This window comes from Mucilaginibacter phyllosphaerae (assembly GCF_004378255.1).
Lineage (GTDB): Bacteria > Bacteroidota > Bacteroidia > Sphingobacteriales > Sphingobacteriaceae > Mucilaginibacter > Mucilaginibacter phyllosphaerae.
In genome coordinates this window covers 159745-184079 of the sequence record NZ_SNQG01000001.1, presented here as the reverse complement: position 1 = coordinate 184079, position 24335 = coordinate 159745, and the positions used below count along the sequence as shown (strand labels likewise).

General features: G+C 43.9%; 17 protein-coding genes. All 17 read left to right on the top strand.

The features are described from left to right. Positions 1-20 precede the first annotated feature (20 nt). The 17 genes from E2R65_RS00745 to E2R65_RS00675 all read left to right on the top strand — a co-directional run bounded on the left by E2R65_RS00745 (position 21) and on the right by E2R65_RS00675 (position 24235). Entirely contained in the window at positions 21-1841 is a 1821-nt protein-coding gene (locus tag E2R65_RS00745) for a glycoside hydrolase family 35 protein (RefSeq protein ID WP_134334565.1), read from the top strand. A 6-nt stretch (positions 1842-1847) separates the two neighbouring features. After that, the gene (locus E2R65_RS00740; RefSeq protein ID WP_204986257.1) at positions 1848-4475 is read left to right on the top strand and encodes a VCBS repeat-containing protein; all 2628 of its coding nucleotides are present in this window, start codon (positions 1848-1850) and stop codon (positions 4473-4475) included. 104 nt (positions 4476-4579) lie between these two features. Then, positions 4580-5203, top strand: a complete 624-nt coding sequence (locus E2R65_RS19760; protein ID WP_204986256.1) for a hypothetical protein — start codon at positions 4580-4582, stop codon at positions 5201-5203. Positions 5204-5209: 6 nt separating this feature from the next. Next, on the top strand, positions 5210-6523 hold the full coding sequence (locus tag E2R65_RS00735; protein ID WP_134334564.1) for a vanadium-dependent haloperoxidase: 1314 nt from the start codon (positions 5210-5212) through the stop codon (positions 6521-6523). 23 nt (positions 6524-6546) lie between these two features. After that, positions 6547-8721, top strand: a complete 2175-nt coding sequence (locus E2R65_RS00730; protein WP_134334563.1) for a family 43 glycosylhydrolase — start codon at positions 6547-6549, stop codon at positions 8719-8721. A 94-nt stretch (positions 8722-8815) separates the two neighbouring features. After that, positions 8816-9469: an HAD family hydrolase gene (locus E2R65_RS00725; protein ID WP_134334562.1), complete on the top strand. Its 654-nt coding sequence runs from the start codon at positions 8816-8818 to the stop codon at positions 9467-9469. A gap of 235 nt (positions 9470-9704) precedes the next feature. Continuing rightward, entirely contained in the window at positions 9705-11408 is a 1704-nt protein-coding gene (locus E2R65_RS00720; protein ID WP_134334561.1) for a ribulokinase, read from the top strand. A gap of 1 nt (position 11409) precedes the next feature. Beyond that, a complete protein-coding gene (locus tag E2R65_RS00715; RefSeq protein ID WP_134334560.1) occupies positions 11410-12111 on the top strand; it encodes an L-ribulose-5-phosphate 4-epimerase in 702 nt (233 codons plus the stop codon). 62 nt (positions 12112-12173) lie between these two features. Further along, positions 12174-13538: a glycoside hydrolase family 27 protein gene (locus E2R65_RS00710; RefSeq protein ID WP_134334559.1), complete on the top strand. Its 1365-nt coding sequence runs from the start codon at positions 12174-12176 to the stop codon at positions 13536-13538. A 43-nt stretch (positions 13539-13581) separates the two neighbouring features. Further along, positions 13582-15072 carry an L-arabinose isomerase gene (gene araA / locus E2R65_RS00705; protein WP_134334558.1) on the top strand — a complete coding sequence of 497 codons (1491 nt, stop codon included), beginning with the start codon at positions 13582-13584 and terminating at the stop codon, positions 15070-15072. A gap of 77 nt (positions 15073-15149) precedes the next feature. Further along, positions 15150-16856 (top strand): sodium:solute symporter family transporter, encoded by a 1707-nt coding sequence (locus E2R65_RS00700; RefSeq protein WP_134334557.1) that lies wholly within the window; start codon positions 15150-15152, stop codon positions 16854-16856. A 73-nt stretch (positions 16857-16929) separates the two neighbouring features. Beyond that, complete coding sequence (locus E2R65_RS00695; protein WP_134334556.1) at positions 16930-18123, top strand: aldose epimerase family protein; 1194 nt, start codon at positions 16930-16932, stop codon at positions 18121-18123. 38 nt (positions 18124-18161) lie between these two features. Further along, a complete protein-coding gene (locus E2R65_RS00690) occupies positions 18162-20129 on the top strand; it encodes an alpha-L-arabinofuranosidase C-terminal domain-containing protein (protein ID WP_134334555.1) in 1968 nt (655 codons plus the stop codon). Between the two features lie 103 nt (positions 20130-20232). Continuing rightward, positions 20233-21078 (top strand): metallophosphoesterase family protein, encoded by an 846-nt coding sequence (locus tag E2R65_RS00685; protein WP_134334554.1) that lies wholly within the window; start codon positions 20233-20235, stop codon positions 21076-21078. A gap of 77 nt (positions 21079-21155) precedes the next feature. Then, the gene (locus tag E2R65_RS19520; RefSeq protein ID WP_158285183.1) at positions 21156-21317 is read left to right on the top strand and encodes a hypothetical protein; all 162 of its coding nucleotides are present in this window, start codon (positions 21156-21158) and stop codon (positions 21315-21317) included. Positions 21318-21354: 37 nt separating this feature from the next. After that, a complete protein-coding gene (locus E2R65_RS00680) occupies positions 21355-22530 on the top strand; it encodes a glycosyltransferase family 4 protein (protein WP_134334553.1) in 1176 nt (391 codons plus the stop codon). A 91-nt stretch (positions 22531-22621) separates the two neighbouring features. Next, positions 22622-24235 carry a tetratricopeptide repeat protein gene (locus tag E2R65_RS00675; RefSeq protein ID WP_134334552.1) on the top strand — a complete coding sequence of 538 codons (1614 nt, stop codon included), beginning with the start codon at positions 22622-22624 and terminating at the stop codon, positions 24233-24235. The last annotated feature ends 100 nt before the right edge of the window (positions 24236-24335 follow it).

The following is a 24335-nucleotide window of genomic DNA, read 5'->3' as shown; positions in this document are numbered from 1 at the left end:
CTTGTTACAGTTTAATTTTTATGAAGCTTTTTAAAATACTCATCTTATTTACCTTATTAACGGGTGTTAACGTTAAAGCCCAAAATAATAAGCACAGTTTTGCTTTAGGCGATAGTACCTTTTTGCTGGATGGTAAACCATTACAGATCATTTCCGGCGAGATTCATTATACCCGCGTTCCGCGCGAAGCCTGGCGCCAGCGTATGAAAATGGCTAAGGCTATGGGGCTAAATACCATAGGCACTTATGTGTTTTGGAATGTACACGAGCCGCAAAAAGGGATCTATGATTTTAAAGGCAATAATGATATTGCCGCCTTTGTAAATGATGCCCGGGAGGAAGGCCTTTGGGTTATTTTAAGGCCAAGCCCATACGTTTGCGCCGAGTGGGAGTTCGGTGGCTACCCATATTGGCTGCAAAACGAGCGAGGTTTAGAAGTAAGGGGTAAAGAGCAGCAATACCTGAAAGAATACCGCGAATATATTAACCAGGTGGGCAAACAACTGGCACCATTGCAGGTTAACCACGGCGGTAATATTTTAATGGTGCAGATAGAGAACGAGTACGGATCTTATGGCAATGATAAAGAATACCTGGACTTGAACCGCAAAATGTTTATTGACGCCGGTTTTGATGGCCTGCTATATACCTGCGACCCCGAAGCTGCCATAAAAGATGGCCATTTACCGGGGCTTCTGCCTGCCATTAACGGCGTAGACCAGGTTGATAAAGTGAAGAGATTGATCAGGGAGAACCATAATGGTAAAGGCCCTTTCTTTATAGCAGAATGGTACCCGGCCTGGTTTGACTGGTGGGGAACTAAACACCACACCGTACCGGCATCGCAATACGTAGGCAGGCTGGATTCTGTTTTGGCAGCGGGTATATCTATCAACATGTATATGTTTCATGGCGGTACTACCCGTGGCTTTATGAATGGGGCAAACTATAATGATAAAGACCCTTTTGAACCACAGATAAGCAGTTATGATTACGATGCGCCCTTAGATGAGGCCGGTAATGCAACACCCAAATTTATGGCGTTTAGGCAGGTGATACAAAAAAGCATGCCTGCCGGGCAAACATTGCCGCCAGTGCCTGCAGCAAAAAAATCCATCAATATCCCGGCTATTAAACTAACACAAAGCGTTAATTTATTGCAGGTATTACCGGCACCAAAAACCAATAGTAAACCGCTAACTTTTGAAGACCTGTCGCAAGACTATGGTTTTGTTTTATATCGTACTGTGTTAAAAGGTGGCCAAAACGGAATTTTAAAAATAGATGGCCTGCGCGATTATGCCATCATTATGCTGAATGGCAAAACTGTTGGTATATTAGACCGTCGCTTAAAACAGGATAGTCTGGCTATTAACCTGCCTAAAGGCAAGGTAACGGTTGATATTTTGGTAGAAAATTTAGGCCGCATAAACTTTGGTAAATACCTGCTGCAAAACAAAAAAGGTATAACCGGCCAGGTAAGTTTTAACAAACAAGAGGTTAGCAACTGGAAAATGTATAGCTTACCTATGAATAATATCAACAGTATTAAAGTTAATGGCAATAATGCCGCTGTAACATCGCCGGTTATAACAAAAGGCAGCTTTAACCTAAAAGAAGTTGCTGATACCTACCTGGACATGAGTAAATGGGGCAAAGGGGTAGTATGGGTTAACGGGCACAACCTGGGCCGTTACTGGCAGGTAGGGCCGCAGCAAACCGTTTATGTACCGCAGGAGTGGCTTAAAACAACTAACGATGTGGTAGTGCTTGAACTGATAAAACCCGGAATAAAGGAGTTGAACGGATTGGACAAACCCATTCTTGATAAATTACAATAGCGTACGATGTTTAAAAGGTTTGCGGGTAATGTAATGGGATTGATGCAGGCAAAGCGTCTGGTAGCTGTTATGCTTTGTTTGGCTGTTTTATTTGGCTGTAAAAAATCTGCTCCGCCCGGCGAAAGCGAAACAACAAATACGCTTTTTACGCTTTTACCGGCAGATAAAACCCATGTTGATTTTAGCAACACGCTAACCGAGGGATTAAACACCAACGTACTGATGTACGAATATTTTTATAACGGTGGCGGGGTAGCCGTTGGCGACCTGAACGGTGATGGCCTGCAGGACCTGTACTTTACCGGTAACATGACAGATAATAAGCTTTATCTAAACAAAGGCGAGCTTCAGTTTGCAGAAGTTACCGCTGCCGCAGGTGTTGCCGGCAGGCCGGGGCCGTGGAAAACAGGTGTTAGTTTTGCCGATGTAAACGGCGATGGTAAATTAGATATCTATGTATGTTACTCGGGTAAGTTAAGGGCCCAGAAGCGGGGCAACCAGCTATTCATTAACCAGGGCAATGATGCTAATGGTGTGCCTGTGTTTAAAGAAATGGCTGCAAATTACGGCCTCAACTTTTCATCGTTTAGTACACAGGGCTATTTTTTTGATTATGATAAAGACGGCGACCTTGATCTGTTGCTGATAAACCATAACCCTAAACGCGAGAATATACTGGACGAAGTATCTGTGGCAGATCTGATGAGCAAAACCGACCCGGAATCGGGCATCAGGCTGCTGAAAAACAACAACGGTTTCTTTGCAGATGTAACAGCGGCGGCAGGCATTGTCAATACTTCTTTGTCTTACGGCCTGGCTGCAGGCATAGCTGATATAAACGGCGACGGTAACCCTGATATTTACATCTCCAATGATTATAATATACCCGACAGATTATATATCAGCAACGGTAAAGGTAAATTTACTGATGAATTGCAAATGCAGATAGGCCATACTTCTTTTTCATCAATGGGTAACGATGTAGCCGATTTTAATAATGATCTGCTGCCCGATATTTATTCGCTGGATATGCTGCCTGCAGATAACCGCCGCCAGAAAATGCTCTTTGCATCTGATAATTACGAGGCTTTTAACCTAAGCCTGCGGGTAGGCTTTTATTACCAGTATATGCGCAATATGTTGCAACAAAATAATGGTAACAATACTTTTAGCGAAATTGGCCAGCTTGCCGGCGTATCAAATACCGACTGGAGCTGGGCGCCCCTTTTTGCCGATTACGATAATGACGGCTGGAAGGATATGTTTGTAAGCAACGGCTACACCCGCGATTACACCAATATGGATTTCCTTAAATATGTGGGCGATAACCTGCGAAACAGGCAGGCTATGCGGCAGGATTTGCTGAACCTGGTAGAAAAAATGCCTTCATCTGATGTAAAAAGCTACTTTTTCAGAAACGCGGGCAACTCGGCTTTTACAGATGTAAGTACGGTTTGGGGTATTAACCAGCCGGCCAATAGCAATGGGGCAGCCTATGCCGATCTGGATAATGATGGCGACCTTGATCTGGTGGTAAATAATGTTAACAAGCCTGCCTTCATCTATCAAAATAATTCGCAGGCGCAAAGTAAAAATCGTTATCTGTCGGTAAAGCTGGCCGGGGAAGCTAAAAATACACAGGGGATAGGCGCAAAGCTTATCATCTACGCTAAAAATAAGAAACAATACCTGGAGCAGATGCCTACGCGCGGCTACCAGTCTACCGTTACTACGGTTTTGCACTTTGGTTTGGGTGCAGATACCAGGGCAGATTCTATAAGGGTAATATGGCAAAGCGGTAAAGTGCAAACATTGGTTAACCTAAAGGCAGATCAGTTACTCACCCTCAGCGAAAGAAATGCATTAGTGATTAGTAAAAAGCCATCGGTACAAAAAGCCTTGTTTAAAGAAATACCCGCGCCCTTTAAATATACAAGTGCAAAAAGCAGTGTGAACGATTTTAAACGCCAGCCATTGATGGTTAACCCGTTATCGTTTTCGGGGCCTTGCCTGGCAAAGGCCGATGTAAATGGTGATGGCCTGGACGATATTTATGTTGGCGGCGACAGTGGTAAAGCGGGTAGTTTATACTTGCAACAAAAAGGCGGTGGGTTTACCTTAACATCACAACCTGCTTTTACGGCAGATAGTAAATGTACCAATACGGCGGCCCTGTTTTTTGATGCCAATAACGATGGCAAACCGGACCTTTACGTATGCTCCGGAGGATATAACGATTATACGGCTACAGACCCCATGCTGCAGGACAGGCTTTACCTTAATAACGGGAAGGGCAACTTTATAAAAAGTTTAAATACATTGCCTAAAATGCTGAGCAGTAAAGGTTGTGTAAAGGCAGCAGATATTAATGGCGATGGCTTTGCCGATCTGTTTGTTGGCGGCAGGGTGGTACCGGGCAATTATCCGCAACCCCCCGAAAGTTATATTTTGATAAACGATGGAAAGGGGCATTTTACTGATAAAACGGAGGCGATCAATCCCTCATTAAAACATATAGGTATGGTTAGCTGTGCCGAATGGGCCGACATGAACGGCGACAAGACGCCCGACTTAATTATTGCAGGGGAATGGATGCCTATTATGATCTTTGAGAATAAAGGCGGAAAACTATAAACGCGACCAATAAATACTTTGATAAAACCTACTCGGGCTGGTGGAATTGCTTAACCGTTACGGATGTAAATAAAGACGGTAAACCGGATATTTTAGCAGGAAATATGGGCCTGAATACCCAATGCAATGTTACTGATAAAGAGCCTGCGGAAATGTATTACAAGGACTTTGATGATAATGGATCTATAGACCCGATATTGTGTTTTTACATTCAGCATAAAAGTTACCCCTACATTACGCGCGATGAACTGCTGGACCAGATGAGCACCATGCGCCCGCGTTTCCCTGATTATAACAGCTATGCAGACGCACCCATAAACGTAGTTTTTACACCCGAAGAAATGAAAGGTGCAGGGCGCTTAACGGCTAATTATCTGGCCACGGCCTGTTTTATCAGCAATGGTAAAAATAATCGTTTATTAAACGCAACACTTCCGCCGCAAGCACAGTATGCACCTGTTTTTACCACAACCACTTTAGATTATGATAAAGACGGCAATACCGACCTGCTGCTTTGCGGCAATATGGATCATACCCGCGTAAGGTTTGGCAAATATGATGCAAATTACGGCGTGCTTTTAAAAGGCGATGGCAAAGGTAAGTTTAGCTACATTCCGCAGCAAACATCCGGGTTTAAATTAACGGGGGATGTGCGATCTGTAATGGAGGTAAATGGTGCATATCTGTTTGGGGTTAATGGCAAAGGGATTAAAGCATACCGGCAATAAATTATCATGAGGATCCACTTATTTATAGCGTTGTTGTTTAGTTTTTTGCTGTTGCTATGTGGTTGTAAACCGGCTAAGGCACCGCAACTAAATGGGGCAGATATCAGTAAGGTAGTAACCCAGATGACTGATATAATGGTGCATGATGTAACCAACCCGCCCCTGGCTGCACGGTTTTTTGCCTATACTTGCCTGGCTGGTTATGAGGTGGTTGCGCAAAACGATGCAAGCTTGAAAAACATGCATGGCGTATTAAACAGCTATCCGGATATAAAGCTTGTATCTGCTTCTATAGCAGCTAACTATCAGCTTAGCGCGGTGCTTGCTATGTACAAAACAGCACAGATGCTGCAACCATCCGGCGTTTTACTTAAAAAGGATGAAAAGGCATTTTTGGATTCGTGCAGGGCATTGGGTTTTGATGATGCTATGATAGATAGCTCATTAAATTATGCAACAGCTATCAGTAAGCAAATATTAAAATATGCCAAGGCTGATGGGTACAGGAAGATAAGCAATTATCCGCGTTATACCCCAAAGAATGATCTGGGCACCTGGGATCCCACACCTCCATCTTATATGGCCCCGGTAGAGCCTTATTTTTATACCGTAAGGCCCTTAACGCTCGATTCTTCTTTTCAATTTATTTCGGTTTCCCCGGTTCCGTTTTCTAAAGATAAAAACAGTCGGTTTTATAAATTTATGCTTTTAAATTATGCCAAAGGGGAAAATGGATTAACAAGGGGAGAGAAAGATGTAGCCAACTTTTGGGATTGCAACCCATTTGCCGTACAGAATGACGGGCATATGGTTATGGGTTTAAAAAAAATCTCGCCGGGGGCACATTGGTTGGGCATTACCGGTATTGCATGTAAACAGTCAAAAGCTTCTTTTAACAAAACGGCGCAGGTTACCACCATGGTATCTATAGGGCTGATGGATGGCTTTATCAGCTGCTGGGCCGATAAATATAGAACCAACCGTATCCGGCCAGAAACTGCTATCCGTAAATATATCGACCCGCATTGGAAACCTTTTTTACAAACCCCGCCGTTCCCGGAATATAGCAGCGGGCATTCTGTAGTTTCGGCAACTTCGGCGGCTATACTTGCACATTATTTTGGCCCCAAATTTAGTTATACAGACAATATCGAGGTTAATTACGGCATCCCATCCCGCAAGTTCAGCTCGTTCGGGCAGGCGGCAAATGAGGCGGCAAATTCGCGCTTTTTAGGTGGTATACACTTTAAAGATGCTATTGAAAATGGTTTGATACAGGGTAATAAGGTAGGGGTCTGGGTGCTGCAGAAAATAAATTAAATACATAATATATATATCCAAACATGAATAACTGGTTAACAGTGAAATCCTTTTTAACAATAATTTCTATTGCTGTTTTAAGTCCATTAAGTGTCAATGCTCAGTCAAAAAAGCACACGGCTAAGGGGCCATATAGTGCTTACCTGTTTACTTATTTTACAGGTGACAAGGCAGGGGAAGCCATCCGCTTTGCCTTAAGTAACGATGGTTATAACTTTAGGGCGCTTAACCACAATAAGCCTGTGCTAAACTCGGCCACTATCAGCGCTACAGGTGGCGTGCGCGATCCGCATATTTTACGTGGTGCGGATGGAAAGACGTTTTACATGTTGGCTACAGATATGAATACCGATAAGTTTGGCTGGGGGCCGGATTATGGCATGGTGCTTTTAAAATCTACCGACTTGATCCACTGGCAATCGCATGTAGTGAATGTACCCGAAACTTTTAAAGAATTTGCAGCGGTAAACCGCGTTTGGGCACCGCAGACTATCTATGATCCGAAGCTTAATAAATATATGATCTATTGGTCGATGCGGTTTGGTAACGATGCGGATAAGATCTATTACGCGTATGCCAAAAAGGATTTTACCGGGCTGGAAACCGTGCCGAAACAATTATTTTTTAAACCAGACGGAGGCGCTTGTATAGATGGTGACATTATATATAAAGACGGCAAGTACCACCTGTTTTTTAAAACCGAAGATAAAGGTAAAGGAATAAAGATAGCCGTATCTGATAAACTGACAGAAGGCTATATGATGATTGATAAATACGTGCAGCAAACCACTTCGCCGGTAGAAGGGGCGGGCGTTTTTAAGCTGAACAACGGCCCGGATTACATCCTGATGTATGACCGTTATACAGAAGGTAAATATCAGTTTACCCGCAGCAGCGACCTGGAGAATTTTAAAACTATTGATGACGATGTAACGATGGATTTTCATCCGCGCCATGGTACAGTGATGCCCGTTACCGTTAAAGAGGCAGCAGCTTTAACCCAAAAATGGGCAAATGCCGGCGATGTGTTGTTATCAGCCACAAACAAGCAGATCAAAAAAAATAATATTGCGATAGATACCATTAACCGTAAACTTATGCTGATGGTAAACCCCGGTACAAATTTGAAGAAATTTGATCCGGCGTTCAATATCTTCCCCGGTATAAAAGTAAGGCCATCATCAACACAGGATTTTACCAAAGGTGCTGTAAATTATACGGTAACTATCGGTAATAAAAAGCCACAGGTTTATGCGGTTAGCGCAACCGAAACTCATAATCCTATAGGTAACGGTTACTATGCCGACCCCGAGATATTGTATGCTGAAAAAGACGGTAAGTTTTATTTGTATCCTACCAGCGATGGATTCGACGGTTGGTCGGGCACGTACTTTAAAGCCTTTTCTTCTGCCGACTTGGTTAACTGGAAAGATGAGGGCAAGATACTGGATCTGCAAACAGATGTAAGCTGGACAAAGAAGAACGCCTGGGCCCCGTGCATCATCGAAAGAAAGGTAAATGGGGCTTACAAATACTTCTACTATTTTGCAGCCGGGCAAAAAATTGGCGTGGCTACATCCGATAGCCCGAAAGGCCCGTTTGTTGATTTGGGCAAGCCTTTAATTGATAGTCTGCCGGCAGGCGTTAAGGGCGGCCAGCAAATAGATGCAGATGTTTTTAACGACCCCAAAACAGGCAAGAACTACTTGTATTGGGGCAACGGCTATATGGCCGGCGCCGAACTGAACGACGATATGGTATCGTTAAAGCCTAACACCACTAAAATATTAACGCCGCATAAAAATTACAATGAGGGTACCTATGTTATTTACCGCAAGGGTATTTACTACTTTATGTGGTCTGAAAATGACACCCGCAGCCCGGATTATAGTGTGCATTACGGTACTTCAGATTCGCCGTTGGGCCCTATAAAAGTGCCGAAAAATAATGTAGTGATAGCTAAAAACCCGGCAGCCGGTATTTATGGAACAGGCCATAACTCGGTGATCCAAATTCCCGGCAGGGATGAGTGGTACATCGTTTATCATCGCTTTACTTACCCTAAAGGAATTACCATGGGCGATGCGGCAGGTTATAACCGCGAGGTATGTATAAATAAACTTACTTTTAATAGCAACGGCGCTATCCAGCAGGTTATTCCCACACATGTAGGTATTAGTCCGGTTAAACTAAAGTAAAACAGATAGTTTGCGGCAGTATTTTATAAATAGATCTTTTAAAATCAGAATAAAAATTTTAATCACCAATGTGGCTTTGTAAGTTTGGCGCCGTATGAAAGCCTTGATATTCGATCTTAACGGAACCATGATAGATGATATGCTGTATCACACCAATGCATGGAAGGATATAATGAACAACCAACTTGGAGGTAACTTTACCTTTGAACAGGTTAAACAGAATATGTATGGTAAAAATAGCGAAGTTTTGATAAGAATGTTTGGTGAAGGTTATTTTACCGACGAGCAGATAACAGAACTTTCTTTTGAAAAAGAACGGCTGTATCAGCAAGCATTTTTACCGGAGTTGAAGCTGTTGCCGGGTTTAACCGGATTTATAGAAAAGGCTTACCGGAATAACATCCCGATGGCTATAGCTTCGGCGGCAATACCGTTTAATATTGATTTTGTGCTGGATAACCTGAATATCCGTAAATATTTTTCGGCTATTGTAAGCGCTGATCATGTAAAGATCAGCAAGCCCCATCCCGAAACCTTTTTAAAGGCCGCAGGATTGCTTGGCGTATCATCTGCCGACTGCCTTGTTTTTGAGGATGTGCCAAAAGGGGCGGAGGCGGCCTTTAATGCGCAAATGCAATGTGTAATATTAACCACAACACATCAGCCCGACGAGTTTGCTCATCTGCCTAATATTTTAAACTTTTCGTCAGATTACACCAGTGCTTATCTGCAGGGCTTGCTGAAATAATTTGCCGGAATGCTATTGGTAAAGCGTACGCTTGATTTGCTGACGCTGCAAGTTAAGTGCAATAACTTCCTTTAAGCTCTTTATGTTTTCGTCCTTCTCCCTGCAGGCCTTAATAGCCGCAGGCTTTTTTTGCTGAAAATAAAGGACTTTAGCCTGATTATAAAATATATTTTAAGGTTTTATTTGAAAAAAAGAAATAATAAGTGTTAATTAGACAATAATTATAAACCAATTTATGGAAACCGCTTATTTGCTCGGGGTCGACTATGGGTCAGATTCTGTACGCTCAGTAATTGTTAACGGCCAAAACGGCGAAGAACTTGCATCATCTGTATTTTATTATCCCCGCTGGCGCGATGGTTTATATTGCAATCCGTCTGTAAACCAATTCAGGCAGCACCCTTTAGATTATATTGAGGGGTTGGAAAACACCATAAAAGATTGTATAGAAAAAGCCGGGGGTAAAGCCATAGCCAAATATATAAAAGGCATATCGGTAGATACCACCGGGTCAACCCCGGTAGCGGTTGATGCCACAGGCACACCGCTTGCATTGTTGCCCCAGTTTAAAACTAACCCTAATGCCATGTTTGTTTTATGGAAAGATCATACATCTATAAAAGAAGCAGCCGAAATAAATGCTCATGCCGAAAACTTTGATACCAACTATTTGAAATATGTAGGTGGTATTTATTCGTCTGAGTGGTTTTGGGCGAAGCTTTTACACGTTTTAAGGGTTGATAATAATGTGGCATCTGCCTTGTATTCCTGGGTAGAACATTGCGACTGGGTACCGTTTCTGCTAACAGGCGGTACTAAAGCATCCGATATTAAACGCGGCCGTTGCTCGGCAGGGCACAAAGCCCTTTGGGCAGAGGAATTTGGCGGCCTTCCGCCGGATGAATTCTTTAGCTCACTTGATCCGTTGCTGACGGGCATCACCCAAAAGCTTTATAAAGAAACTTTTACAGCAGATAAAGCCGCCGGAAACTTAAGCGCAGAATGGGCAGAACGCCTGGGCCTTAGTACGGATGTAGTAGTAGGTACAGGTGCTTTTGATGCGCACATGGGCGCAGTTGGCGGGCAGATAGAACCTTATTTTTTAAGTAAGGTGATGGGTACATCAACGTGCGATATTTTGGTTGCGCCATCAGATGAAATTGAAGGGACGCTTGTTAAAGGTATTTGCGGGCAGGTAAATGGTTCTGTTATACCGGGTATGGCAGGTTTAGAAGCAGGGCAATCTGCTTTTGGCGATACTTACGCCTGGTTTAAAAGTTTGCTGTCATGGCCTATTAATAACCTGCTGGATAAAGCTACCGTTATTGATGCTGCTACTGCAAATGCGCTGAAAGAAGAACTTTCAGCTTTGATAATACCTGAACTGAGCAGGCAGGCGGCTTTGTTGCCTGTGGATGAGGATAATGAACTGGCGATTGACTGGTTTAACGGCCGCCGCACACCGGATGCCAACCAGGAGTTAAAGGGGGCCATCAGCGGATTGAATTTAGGCAGCGATGCCCCGCGGGTATTCCGTGCTTTAGCCGAGGCTACCTGCTTTGGGGCCAAGAGCATTGTAGACCGTTTCATCAGCGAAGGTATCCCGGTTAAAGGTATTATCGGTATTGGCGGGGTGGCCAAAAAATCGCCCTACGTAATGCAAATGATGGCTGATGTATTAGGTATGCCTATTCGCATTCATCAGTTTACACATACCTGTGCCTTGGGTGCTGCCATGTTTGCAGCCGTAGTAGCCGGTGTTTATCCTGATGTAGAAACCGCCATGAAAGCCATGGGGCGCGGCTTTGAAGAAAGCTATGAACCTAATGAACAATTGCACGCGGTTTACCAAAAACGTTACGAACAATACAAAACTTTTGGCGCATATATCGCCCAGCAAACGTCTTTAAAAGCACAAAAACAGCTGCAAAACGCCTAAAATGAGCCTTTACACACAACTTAAACAAAAAGCCTTTGAGGCTAATATGCAGTTGCCAAAATTGGGACTTGTACTTTTTACTTTTGGCAATGTAAGCGCTGCAGATAGGGAAGCCGGCGTATTTGCCATTAAACCAAGCGGCGTGCCTTACGATGAATTATCGCCGGATAAAATGGTGATCGTAGATTTTGATGGTAATACCATTGAGGGCGAGATGCGCCCATCATCAGATACCAAAACACATGCGGTATTGTATAAGCACTGGCCAAAAATCGGCGGGATAGTGCATACCCATTCTACTTTTGCTACGGCCTGGGCGCAATCGCAGCGCTGCATACCCATATTTGGTACCACGCATGCCGATCACCTTACGGCTGATATTCCCTGTGCACCGCCGATGAGCGATGACATGATACAGGGCGATTATGAATACCAAACCGGTTTTCAGATCATGGATCATTTTAAGGAACTTGGCTTAAGTTACGAAGAAGTGGAGATGATACTGGTTGGTAATCACGCGCCCTTTACCTGGGGTAAAACAGCTGAAAAAGCTGTTTACAACAGCGCGGTGTTAGAGAACGTTGCCCACATGGCCTATCTTACCCAGCAGATAAACGCCAATGCCCCCCGCCTTAAAGACGCACTAATAAAAAAGCACTTTGAACGTAAACACGGCCCGGCTTCTTATTATGGGCAGAGTTAGAGAATGGTGAATAGTGAGTAGTAAATTTAATAACGTTTAAAGTTTTAGAATTTAAATCATATATGAAGTTTCGTTACCTGTTTATATTGATAGCCTGCGCATGGTTTAGCCAGAATACATCGGCACAAAGCTTAATTGCAGCAAAACCGCCTATGGGCTGGAATAGCTATAACTGCTTTGGTTCCGCCGTGCACGAGGATGAGGTGAAGGCCAATACCGATTACATGGCCCAAAACCTAAAGACCTATGGATGGGAGTATATCGTGGTTGACTTCTTATGGTCGTACGATAATCCGCCGGGCAGCAACATTGGTAACCCGTTTCAGCTAAGGCTGGGAGATGGCTCTTACGTGCCCTGGCTTACGATGGATAAATGGGGAAGGCTATTGCCACAGCCCAACAAATTTCCATCTGCTTTTAAGGGGGATGGTTTTAAACCACTGTCAGATTATGTGCATAGCAAAGGCTTAAAGTTTGGTATCCACGTAATGCGCGGCATCCCAAGGCAGGCGGTATGGTCAAAGTCGCCGGTTAAAGGTACTAATGGCATTACTGCCGATATGGTTGCCGATACAAACTCCAAATGCCCCTGGATGAACCACATGTATGGTTTAAACATGAGCAAACCCGGCGCACAGGAATACTTAAATTCAATATTGGAACTGTATGCCTCTTGGGGAGTTGATTTCATTAAAGTTGATGATCTGTCGCGCCCATACAGCGCTGCTGAAGTAGAAGGTTATAAAAAGGCTATAGCCAATTGCGGCAGGCCGATGGTACTGAGCCTGTCGCCCGGCGAAACACCCGTTGCACAGGCTGCACACGCTACCAAATATGCCAACATGTGGCGCATGGCCGATGATTTTTGGGATAACTGGAAAGAGATACTGCACATGTTTGATTACGCTAAAAACTGGGAGGGCGTGGGTGGCCCCGGCCACTGGCCTGATTGTGATATGATACAAATAGGGAAGCTATCTAAACGCGGCCCGGTTGGCCAGGAGCGCTACAGCCGCTTTACCGAAGATGAGCAATACACCCACATGACCTTTTGGAGCATTTACCGTTCGCCCCTAATGATAGGTGGCAACCTGCCCGAGAACCGCGAACTGGAATTGAAGCTATTTACCAATGCAGAAGTGCTTGCCGTAAACCAGCAGGGAGAAAACCCCAAGCAGCTTTATAAAAAGAATGGTGCAATGGTGTGGTACTCGCATGTGCAGGGAAGCAAAGATGTGTATGTAGCCCTGTTCAATATCGGCGATAGCAACCAAAAGGTATCGGTAGATTTTGCTGCACTTGGCCTAAAAGGCAACGTGAAAGTGCGCAACCTATGGAAAAAGCAGGACGCCGGCCGGTTTAAAAAAGGCTACAGCGAGGATATTAATCTGCACGGATCGGCCTTGTTGAAACTATCACCACAATAAAAAATCACTAAATCAATAATTCACTCAATCACTAAATATTATAATGATAGATTTAAAAACGTTTGAAGTATGGTTTATTACCGGCAGTCAAAACTTATATGGCGAGGAAACCCTTAAGCAGGTAGCTATACACTCACAACACATTGCAGATGGACTAAACAACGCGGGTAATATCCCGGTGCGTGTGGTATATAAGCCGGTAGTAAAATCAACCGACGAAATTTACAATACCCTGCAGGAGGCTAACGTGGCGCCAAACTGTATCGGTATCATCACCTGGATGCATACCTTTTCTCCAGCCAAAATGTGGATCAGGGGATTGAATATCCTGCAGAAACCTATGCTGCACCTGCATACCCAGTATAACCGCGATATTCCGTGGAGTTCGATAGATATGGATTTTATGAACCTGAACCAAAGTGCGCATGGCGACCGTGAGTTTGGGTTTATGGTATCGCGCCTGCGCAAAAACCGCAAGGTGGTGGTTGGCCACTGGCAAGACCCTGAATTATTGGGCCAGGTAGAAAGCTGGGCACGTGCCGCCGCTGGCTGGTATGATTGGCAGGGTGCCAAATTTGCCCGCTTTGGCGATAATATGCGCTTTGTAGCCGTAACAGATGGTGATAAGGTAGAAGCCGAAACCAAATTTGGCTTTTCGGTAAATACTTATGGCATTGGTGACCTGGTTGCGGTAATAGACAGCATTAGCGAAGCAGAAGTAAAAACTTTGACCGATGAGTATGAAAATACTTATACGATGGATGCCTCACTTAAAAGCGGCGGGGATAAACATGCATCTGTTTTCGAGGCTGCTAAAATTGAGCTTGGCCTGCGTAAGTTTTTACAGGATGGTGGCTTTAAAGGTTTTACAGATACGTTTGAAGACCTGCACGGAATGGTACAACTGCCTGGTATAGCCGCACAGCGCCTGATGGCCGATGGCTACGGTTTTGCCGGCGAGGGCGATTGGAAGACAACCGCGCTGGTACGTGCCTTTAAAGTAATGGGCAGCGGCCTTGCCGGCGGCAACGCCTTTATGGAAGATTATACTTACCATTTTGACCCTGATAACCAACTGGTGTTAGGATCGCACATGCTGGAGATTGATGGATCTTTGGCTAATGGTAAAGCCGCATTAGAGGTGCATCCGTTAGGTATTGGCGGCAAAGCTGATCCGGCCCGTTTAGTGTTCAATGTAGCATCGGGTAATGCCTTGAATGCATCGTTAATAGATATGGGTAACCGTTTCCGCTTATTAATAAATGAAGTAGAAGCTGTTGAACCACAAAATGATTTACCTAAATTGCCGGTGGCAAGGGTGCTTTGGAAACCACTGCCCGATATGAAAACCGGCTGTGCAGCCTGGATCTATGCAGGTGGCGCGCACCATACCGCTTACAGCCAAAATTTAACTGCCGAGCATTTGCAGGATTTTGCAGATATGGCAGGAATCGAATTTTTACGTATAGGCAAAGGCACTACGATAGAGCAGTTTAGAAATGAATTGCGTTGGAACGAGATAGCGTATAAATAGAAATTCATCAAAACAGGCAGCCGGATGGGAGATGGCTGCCTGTTTTGTTTACCAATTAAACCTAATTAAATTAAAATATGAACAAGTTTACAGGCATAGATTACACCATTTTTGTGATCTATTTTATCGTAGTATCCGGCTACGGGTACTGGGTTTACAGCCGCAAAAAAAATAAAGGGGTATCAGATAGTAAGGATTTCTTTCTTGCAGAAGGCTCTTTAACCTGGTGGGCCATCGGCGCATCACTTATCGCTTCAAATATCTCTGCAGAGCAGTTTATTGGTACCAGCGGGCAGGGCTTTGCCGTTGGTTTGGCCGTTGCCGCATACGAGTGGATAGCCGCTATTGCGTTGATCATCGTGGCAGTTTGGTTTATCCCCATCTTCCTCAAAAACAAAATATTTACCATGCCGCAGTTTTTGCACACCCGTTATAACGAAACGGTGAGCTTTATTATGGCCATTTTTTGGCTGCTGCTGTATGTACTGGTAAACTTAACATCAATACTTTACCTGGGCGCACTGGCTATCAACAGCCTTGCTGGTGGCGGGTATCTCCACGAGATCATTATCGCACTGGCCATATTTGCCTTATTTATCACCCTTGGCGGGATGAAAGTTATTGGTTATACCGATGTGATACAAGTGTTGGTTTTAGTTGTTGGCGGCCTGGCCACCACATATATTGCTTTGACACTGGTAAGCCAGCATTTTGGTTTTGGCGATAGCGCCCTGAAAGGTTTAAGTGCCATGTTTAAGGCCGCGCCGGATCACTTTAAGATGATAATGGAAAAACCCAAACCGGGTGCACCACAGGCCGAGATCAACAAATACCTGGCTTTGCCGGGTATAGCCATGTATTTTGCCGGCCAGTGGATAGTGAACCTGAACTACTGGGGCTGTAACCAATACATTACGCAAAGAGCCTTGGGTGCCGATCTTAAAACTGCGCGTACAGGTATCCTGTTTGCCGGTTTAATGAAACTGGCTATGCCCATCATCGTGGTGTTGCCTGGCATTGCAGCCTATGTTATCTATAAAAATGGCGGTTTACAGCAAGAGATGAATTCCGGCGGGCATTTTAATTCTGATAACGCTTATTCGGCGGTGTTGGGATTTTTACCAACCGGCTTAAAGGGGCTTTCGGTAGCAGCGCTTACTGCCGCTATTGTGGCATCGCTTGCGGGTAAGGCAAACAGCATCAGTACTATTTTTACGCTTGATATTTATAAAAAGCATATCGCAAAAGAGGCCAGCGAAAAAAAGATGGTTGTTGTAGGCAAACTGGTAATTGTGGCGGCGCTGTTCTTCTCTATCTTACTCACCTGGAAAGATCTTTTGGGCATCAGCGGAGAGGGAGGTTTTACTTACATTCAAAAGTACACCGGTTATATTAGTCCGGGTATCTTTGCCATATTCATATTAGGTTTCTTTTGGAAACGTACCACAGGTACGGCTGCCATAGTGGGGATCTTAACCAGCTTCGCCATGTCGGTATTGTTTAACAATTTTGCACCGGCCATATTCGGCCACGAAACACTGTTATACACCGCATTCCCAACCGGTGATGCTAAAGGCACCTGGCAAATTCCATTCCTCATCTGTATGGGCTTATCGTTCTTCTTTACGGTTTTGGTAATGGTTATTGTAAGTTTTGCCGGCCCTAAAATAAACCCTAAAGCACTGGAGATACCTAAACAAATGTTTAAGGTCGATAAATCAACCCTTGCGTTGATCGTAGTAACCTTATTTTTAGTTGCTATGCTTTATGTAAAATTCTGGTAAGGGAAGAGAGTAGCGATCTAATTATAAACATCAAATACGGGTTATAAGCCCGCTATTAAAAAATAAAAAAATTATGCGTAAGATTTTTTTTAACAGCACCCTATTTGCAGCAGGTATTTTATTGACCGTGGCCTGTAATAATGCATCCAAACAAAAACAGACTGCAACCCCAGCCGATAGTGTTGCCTATACCATTCCGGATAGCACGGCTTTTAACGGGAAAGTTGATGATAAGCAGGTGAAACTATATACGCTGAAAAATAAAAGCGGTGCAGAGGCTGCCATTACCAATTACGGCGGCCGCCTGGTAAGCTTGCTTGTACCGGATAAAGATGGTAAACCGGTAGATGTGGTTTTAGGCTATGATAATTTAACGAACTACCGCGAAATGAAGGAGAATTTCTTCGGCGCATTAATAGGCAGATATGGTAACCGCATTGCCAAAGGCAAATTTACGCTTGATGGTAAGGCTTATCAGTTAAGCATAAATGACGGGCCGAATTCCTTACATGGCGGGGCCAAAGGATTTTTTAAACAGGTTTGGGATGTTACCAAAGTAAACGGACAAACGCTGGAGTTATCCTACCTGTCTAAAGATGGGGAGGAAGGATATCCCGGTAATCTTAAGGTAGTTGTATCTTATACGCTTAAAGACGATAATTCGTTAGAGATAGCCTATAACGCCACAACCGATAAGGCAACGGTGGTTAACCTTACCAACCACGCCTATTTTAATTTAAATGGCGCAGTAAGTACAGAAGGAATTACTAATCACCTGCTACAAATAAATGCGGATGCCTACACGCCTGTAGACAGTACGTTGATACCAACCGGCAAAATACAACCGGTAAAAGGTGGGGTTTTTGATTTTACTACCGCTAAAACTATTGGGCGGGATATTGCCATTAAAGATAAACAGCTGGAATATGGCAAAGGGTATGACCATAACTTTGTATTGAACAAGCATAAAGGCGGCGAGCCGGTGGCAACTTTAACAAGCCCTGTAACCGGCATTAAAATGGAAATATATACCGGCGAGCCGGGCCTGCAGTTTTACAGCGGTAATTTTATAAAGGATAGTGATTTTGTTAAGGATGGAGAAAAGAAGGGTAAAGGCGGTATTGCCTATGCATATCGTTCGGCCTTATGTGTGGAGACCCAGCATTTTCCTGATTCTCCAAATCAGCCGGCGTTTCCGTCCACTACATTACTGCCGGGGCAGGCTTATCATACTGTAAGTACCTATAAATTCAGCGTTGAAAAATAGTTTACCAGAACCGGTATCAACCCCAAAAAAGATCTGATATGAAAAGAGTTATTATACTTTTTGCCTTAACCTTTGTTTGCTTTGCGGGTATTTGCCAGCAAACAAAAGTTTACACCATTGCTGCAAACCAGGTAAAGGCAAAGGTATCCCCATATATGTATGGGATATTTTTTGAAGATATTAATATGGCTGCCGACGGTGGTGTTTATGCCGAACTGGTTAAAAACCGCTCTTTTGAATTTAACACGGCATTAACCGGCTGGAAAGAACAGCAAAAGAACGGTGGTGCCGGTAAAGTAACGGTAGTGAACAGGGCCGACGACAGGCCCGAGAACCCGCATGTAATAACGGTGGATGTTACCTCGCCGGCTGGTTACTTTGGGTTATCAAACGAGGGATTCCGGGGTATGGGTATTAAAAAAGGCGAAACCTATAACTTTACAGTAATGGCGCGCAAACCGTCAAAAAACAGTACGGCTATACAGGTTGAATTGCATAGCGCAAAGGGCCTGGTAATTGGTAAGGCGCAACTGGCGCCGGTATCAACCAACTGGCAAAAGTACCATGTACAATTTGTGGCTACCGCTACTGATAGCAAGGCATCGTTATTTGTATGGTTAAAGGGCAAAGGCAGTGTAGACCTGGATATGATATCATTATTCCCGGCACATACCTGGAAGAACCGGCCTGCAGGCTTACGGGCAGATCTGGTACAAAAACTGGCAGATCTGAAACCCGGCTTCCTGCGCTTCCCGGGTGGTTGTATTGTTGAGGGCCGCGATCTGGCTAACCGTTATCAGTGGAAGAAAAGTATAGGCGATATTGATAAACGCGAAAATATCATTAACCGCTGGAATACCGAATTTGCCCATCGCCCTACGCCTGATTATTACCAAACATTTGGGCTGGGTTTTATGGAATATTTTTTAACTGCCGAGGATATTGGCGCATCGCCTTTACCTATTCTTAATTGCGGTATGGCCTGCCAGTTTAATACCGGCCAGTTGGTAGCCCTGGATAAGTTAGACCCTTATGTGCAGGATGCACTTGATTTGATAGAGTTTGCCAATGGCGGCTTAAATACGAAGTGGGGTAAATTGCGGGCAGATCTGGGCCACCCTAAACCATTTAATTTAAAAATGATGGGGGTAGGTAATGAGCAATGGGGCGAGCAGTATATCGACAGGTGGAAGGTGTTTACCAAGGCTATTAAAGATAAGTACCCCTATATCCAGATCATATCAAGCGTAGGCCCCTATGCATCGGGTAAGGAATTTGATCTGCTTAATACCACCTTCAGGGGGCTTAATGCCGATATTTTAGATGAGCATTATTACAATTCGCCAAAGTGGTTTTTAGATCATGCCAACCGGTATGATAATTATGACCGTAAGGGGCCTAAGATCTTTGCAGGCGAGTATGCTGCCCAAAGCAAAACCACAGGCAGCCCTGATAACAAGAATACGCTGGAATGTGCATTAGCCGAAGCTGCTTTTATGACCGGCCTGGAGCGTAATGCAGATGTGGTTGTAATGGCATCCTATGCACCTTTATTTGCCCATGTGGATGCCTGGCAATGGACACCCGATTTGATTTGGTTTGACAATCTGCGATCATACGGTACGCCGAATTATTACGTGCAGCAACTATATTCATTAAATAAAGGCACGGATGTAATACCGCTTTTAGATGGTGATAAAGCAGTTAGCGGCCAGGATGGTAGTTATGCCACCGCCTGTTTGGATAAAAGCAAGAAAGAACTGATCATAAAGTTTGTAAATAGTACAGACAAAAGCCAATCGGTAGAATTTAACATCAGCGGGATAAACATCAGCGGCAGGGCTACAATGATATCATTGGGGAATACAGATAAAACCATTATGAACTCTTTGGATAAACCGATGGCAATAAGCCCCATTACCAGCACAATGGTGGTTAATGGCAAAGCCGTAAAGCTTAGTGTTGCGCCCAATACTTTTAAAGTGATAAAATTAAAAACGCTTTAAATAATAACGTAACAATAGCTTAACTTGCTTTAGCATATTACTATATAATTTTGTAACAGGCGTATCTTAATAAGGTACGCCTGTTTTATTATCATTCAGCTATATGTTTAACCGCCGTAAATTTCTCCATACAAGTGCTGCAGGTTTAGCGGGCGTTTTTCTGCTTCCTGCTATTAATAGTTTTGCTAATGCCGGTAATAGCTATACAAATGAACCCGAAAAGCTAAAATTGCGCTTCGCGCTGGCTTCTGATATTCATTACGGGCAGCCGGGTACCCGTTTTGAAGAAAATACGGCTAATATGGTTAAATGGCTGAATGACGACCATGCCCAAAACCATCTGGATATGGTGATCATTAACGGGGACCTGGTGCATAACCGCCCCGACTTATTGCCCGAGATCAAAACCAGATACCTGGATAAGCTGAACGTACCTTATCAAACTATACCCGGTAACCACGATTATGCTGACACGGCATTATGGAAAAGTGTTTTTAATTATGAGGACCACTACACCATAGAACATGGCGATATTGCTTTTGTATTAGCAAATACAGCCAATACAAAAGGCAAATATGTATGCCCGGATAATGCCTTTATCAAAGCATCGCTTGATAAGTTTGCAGATAAGAAGATCGTATTTGTGATACTGCACATCCCACCGGTTAAATGGCTGCAGGACGAAGGCTTTTTGGATTGCTCCGAAACGGTAGACCTGCTGCATACTTACCCGAACGTGAAGGCCGCTTTCCACGGGCACGATCATTTGCTGGATGGGGTACGATATACGGGCAACAAATTCCCACATTTTTTCGACTCGCATATCGGGGGCGACTGGGGGACTGATTACCGCGGTTACAGGGTGGTAGAAGTAAACCACCTTAACCAGATCTATACCTACCAGGTAAATGCCAGTCAAAACCCCAGGCTTAACGCAAATAGGCTGTAATATTTGTTCATCTGATAACTTATAGTTAACATTTCTGTAAAACTAAGGCCTTAACTTTACGTTATAACATAAAACAAATGGAAATGGGATATTCATCACTTGATCTGGCAATGCTTCTGATTGCAGCATTTGTAATATGGGCCGCATCGCGCACCCCGGTAAAAAACAATGGTACATCTAAAAGATTGATGGGCCCGGGCCTTAAAGGCGGCAGGGAACATTCACATTCGGTATCGTAAACACAGGGGTATTGTTTTACGGCGAAAGGGGGTAGGCTTGAGAAAAATTAAGGTCGCGTTTTTTGCCGATATATTGGTGGAAGACTTTGACGGTGCAGTACGCACCATGTATCAGCTGATAAAGCATATTGATACGCAAAAGTTTCAGTACCTGTTTATCTACGGCTCGGGGCCTGATAAGATCCTGGATTTTGAAAGCTTAAAAATCCCTGCTATACCGCTGCCTATCAATACAAACTACGCCATAGCCCTGCCGGTACTCGCCCATAAAACCATAAATTCCCGCCTGCAAGCTTTTAGCCCCGATGTAGTACACCTGGCCACACCATCTTTTTTGGGTAACTTTGGGCTGGATTACGCCACGCGGAACGGGTTGCCCGTTATCAGTATTTATCATACGCACTTTATATCTTACGTTGATTATTATTTTAAGCACACCCCGGTGCTGATCAATGGTTTAAAGCATAAGATAGCCAAAGGCCACAAAAGCTTTTACAACCGCTGTAATAAAGTGTACGTACCATCAGAAAGTATCAAGGCCGAGTTATGCGATATGGGTATCAATCCCTTCAAATTAAAGATCTGGAAACGCGGTATAGATACGCTTTTATTTTCGCCGTATAAACGCAGTAAGAGCATTCTGGAGCGGCTTACCGGTAACCGTAACCCTACGATTATATTTGCCAGCCGTTTAGTTTGGGAGAAAAACCTGGAAACCCTTTTTGCCATTTACGATCTGATGCAAAAACATACCTCGCCGGTGAATTTTTTAATAATTGGCGATGGTATTGCAAAACAGGCCTGTAAAGAGCGCATGCCAGGGGCTGTATTTACCGGTAAAATAGAGCATGCCTACCTCTCGCTATTGTACGCTTCGGCAGATGTTTTTTTGTTCCCTTCGGTTTCTGAAACGTACGGAAATGTAGTTGTGGAGGCGATGGCAAGTGGCCTGCCCTGCGTAATTGCCGACGGAGGCGGTTCTAAAGATTTTATTGAGCAGGGCGTAAACGGATTTAAATGCAGCCCGTACAATGCCGCCGATTATGTAGAGAAGATCCGATTGATCTTAAATAATAAGCTCCTGAGCATCCAGCTATCTGCCGAGGGCTTAAAAATAACCCGCCAGATAAGTTGGGAACAGCTTACCCAGGTTTATTTTGAAGAGATATGTAGCCTGGCCGTAAAACAGCCGCAAGAATTAGTGATGGCATAAGGTGTGTTAAATATATCATCAGGTACTTAACATTAAATTCATATAAAACCTGTTCATTTGTTAATGTTTTTTGCTAACGCGATACTGACAAATGCTTAAACAGATCTTTTACTCTTTTTTTATTACCCTGATCATGCTTGGTAGCTTGAATGTTAGGGCGCAGGATAAGCAATTAATCGCTATCCGTTCACTTAGCCAAAAACATCCGGATTCGGCATTGCTTATCCTCAAAAAGTTTTATGCGGATGCTATTGATAAAAAGGATGCCCTGACAGAAGGGGTATGCCTGCAGCAAATGGGTAAAATATGTTATAACCAGGGCCATTATGCCCAGGCACTTGAATTTTATCTGCATGCCGATAAAGTATTTACCAGCCTGAACAATACCAACCTTTTGGCCGCTAATATGAGCGAAATGGGGGTGCTATATTATTACAATAAGCAGTTTAACAAAGCCCGCGCCAGCTATAATAAAGCCTTAATTATATACAAGCAAAACCGCAATCTTAAAGGGCAGGCCGAAGTATTTGGTAACATAGGCCACTTGTACGAGAAAAGCCACCGGTACGATAGTGCCTTTTATTATCAGCGCCTGGCGCTAAACTACTACACCCAGGTAAACTATAAGCAGGGGGCCGCCAAAATTTACGAAAACCTGGGCAGCATCTACGAGGATCTGGCTAAGTATGATTCGGCTTATACCAGTTTTAACCGCTCGTTACAACTGTATAAAGAGGACCATAACGAGATAGGCGCCATAGAAGTAGTAAATAATTTGGGTGATATTTTGCGTAAAACAGGCCGGTATGCTCAAAGTATAGTGCAAACCCGCAGGGCGATGGCCATGGCGCAGGAAACCGGTAACATTTACCAGTTGGCTACCTGCAGCAAGGACCTGGGAAGGGCTTACGAATTAATGAACCGCATGGACAGCGCCTATCACTACGCCGAACTAAGCCGCAAATATTCGCTTGATGTATATTCAAAGGATGGGGTAAGCCAAACGGCTTTTTTACAGGTGCTATATGATATGAATAAAAAAAGCGATGAGATCAGCCGCCTTAATAACATCCGCAAAATAAACCGGATAATTGGGGTGGCGGTTGTAGTAGTTGCTGTGCTTTTAATTGCGCTGGGTATAGTGGTATTTAGCCGGCAGCGCCTTAAAATTAAAGATCAGAACGCACTTGCCAGGCAAAAAGAGGCACAGCACAACCTGATGCAGCTGCAGCTGAAAAACCAGCAGCTGGAAGAGGAAAGCCTTAAACAGCAGTTGGAAATAAAAAGTCGCGAATTATCTGCCCACACGCTCAACCTCATTAAAAACAATCAGTTTTTAGAGCATTTACGCAGCACCCTGCAGGCGATGGTGAAAGAAGATAAGCGCGACCAGAAAAAGCAGATGCAGCAACTGATACTGCAGATAAACGAAAGCTTTAACCACGAACAGCACTGGAAGGAATTTACCACCGCCTTTGAACAGGTGCACCAGCAGTTTTTTAATAATATCAAAAAATACAGCAGCGAATTGACCTCGGCGGATATGCGCCTGATAGCCCTGTTGCGCATTAATCTCGATTCGGCTGATATTGCAACCCTGCTGGGTATCTCTACCGATAGCCTGCGGGTTTCGCGTTACAGGCTGCGCAAAAAACTGAATATTCCGCAAGGTGATAACCTTACCGCGTTTATCCAAACCTTATAGCCACCGTTACAGGCAGCCTTTAAATAATGTGCTTCACCGTCAATTTTAATGTGTTAACATTAAGTTAATGTAACGGTAATAAAATGGTAATGGAGGTTTT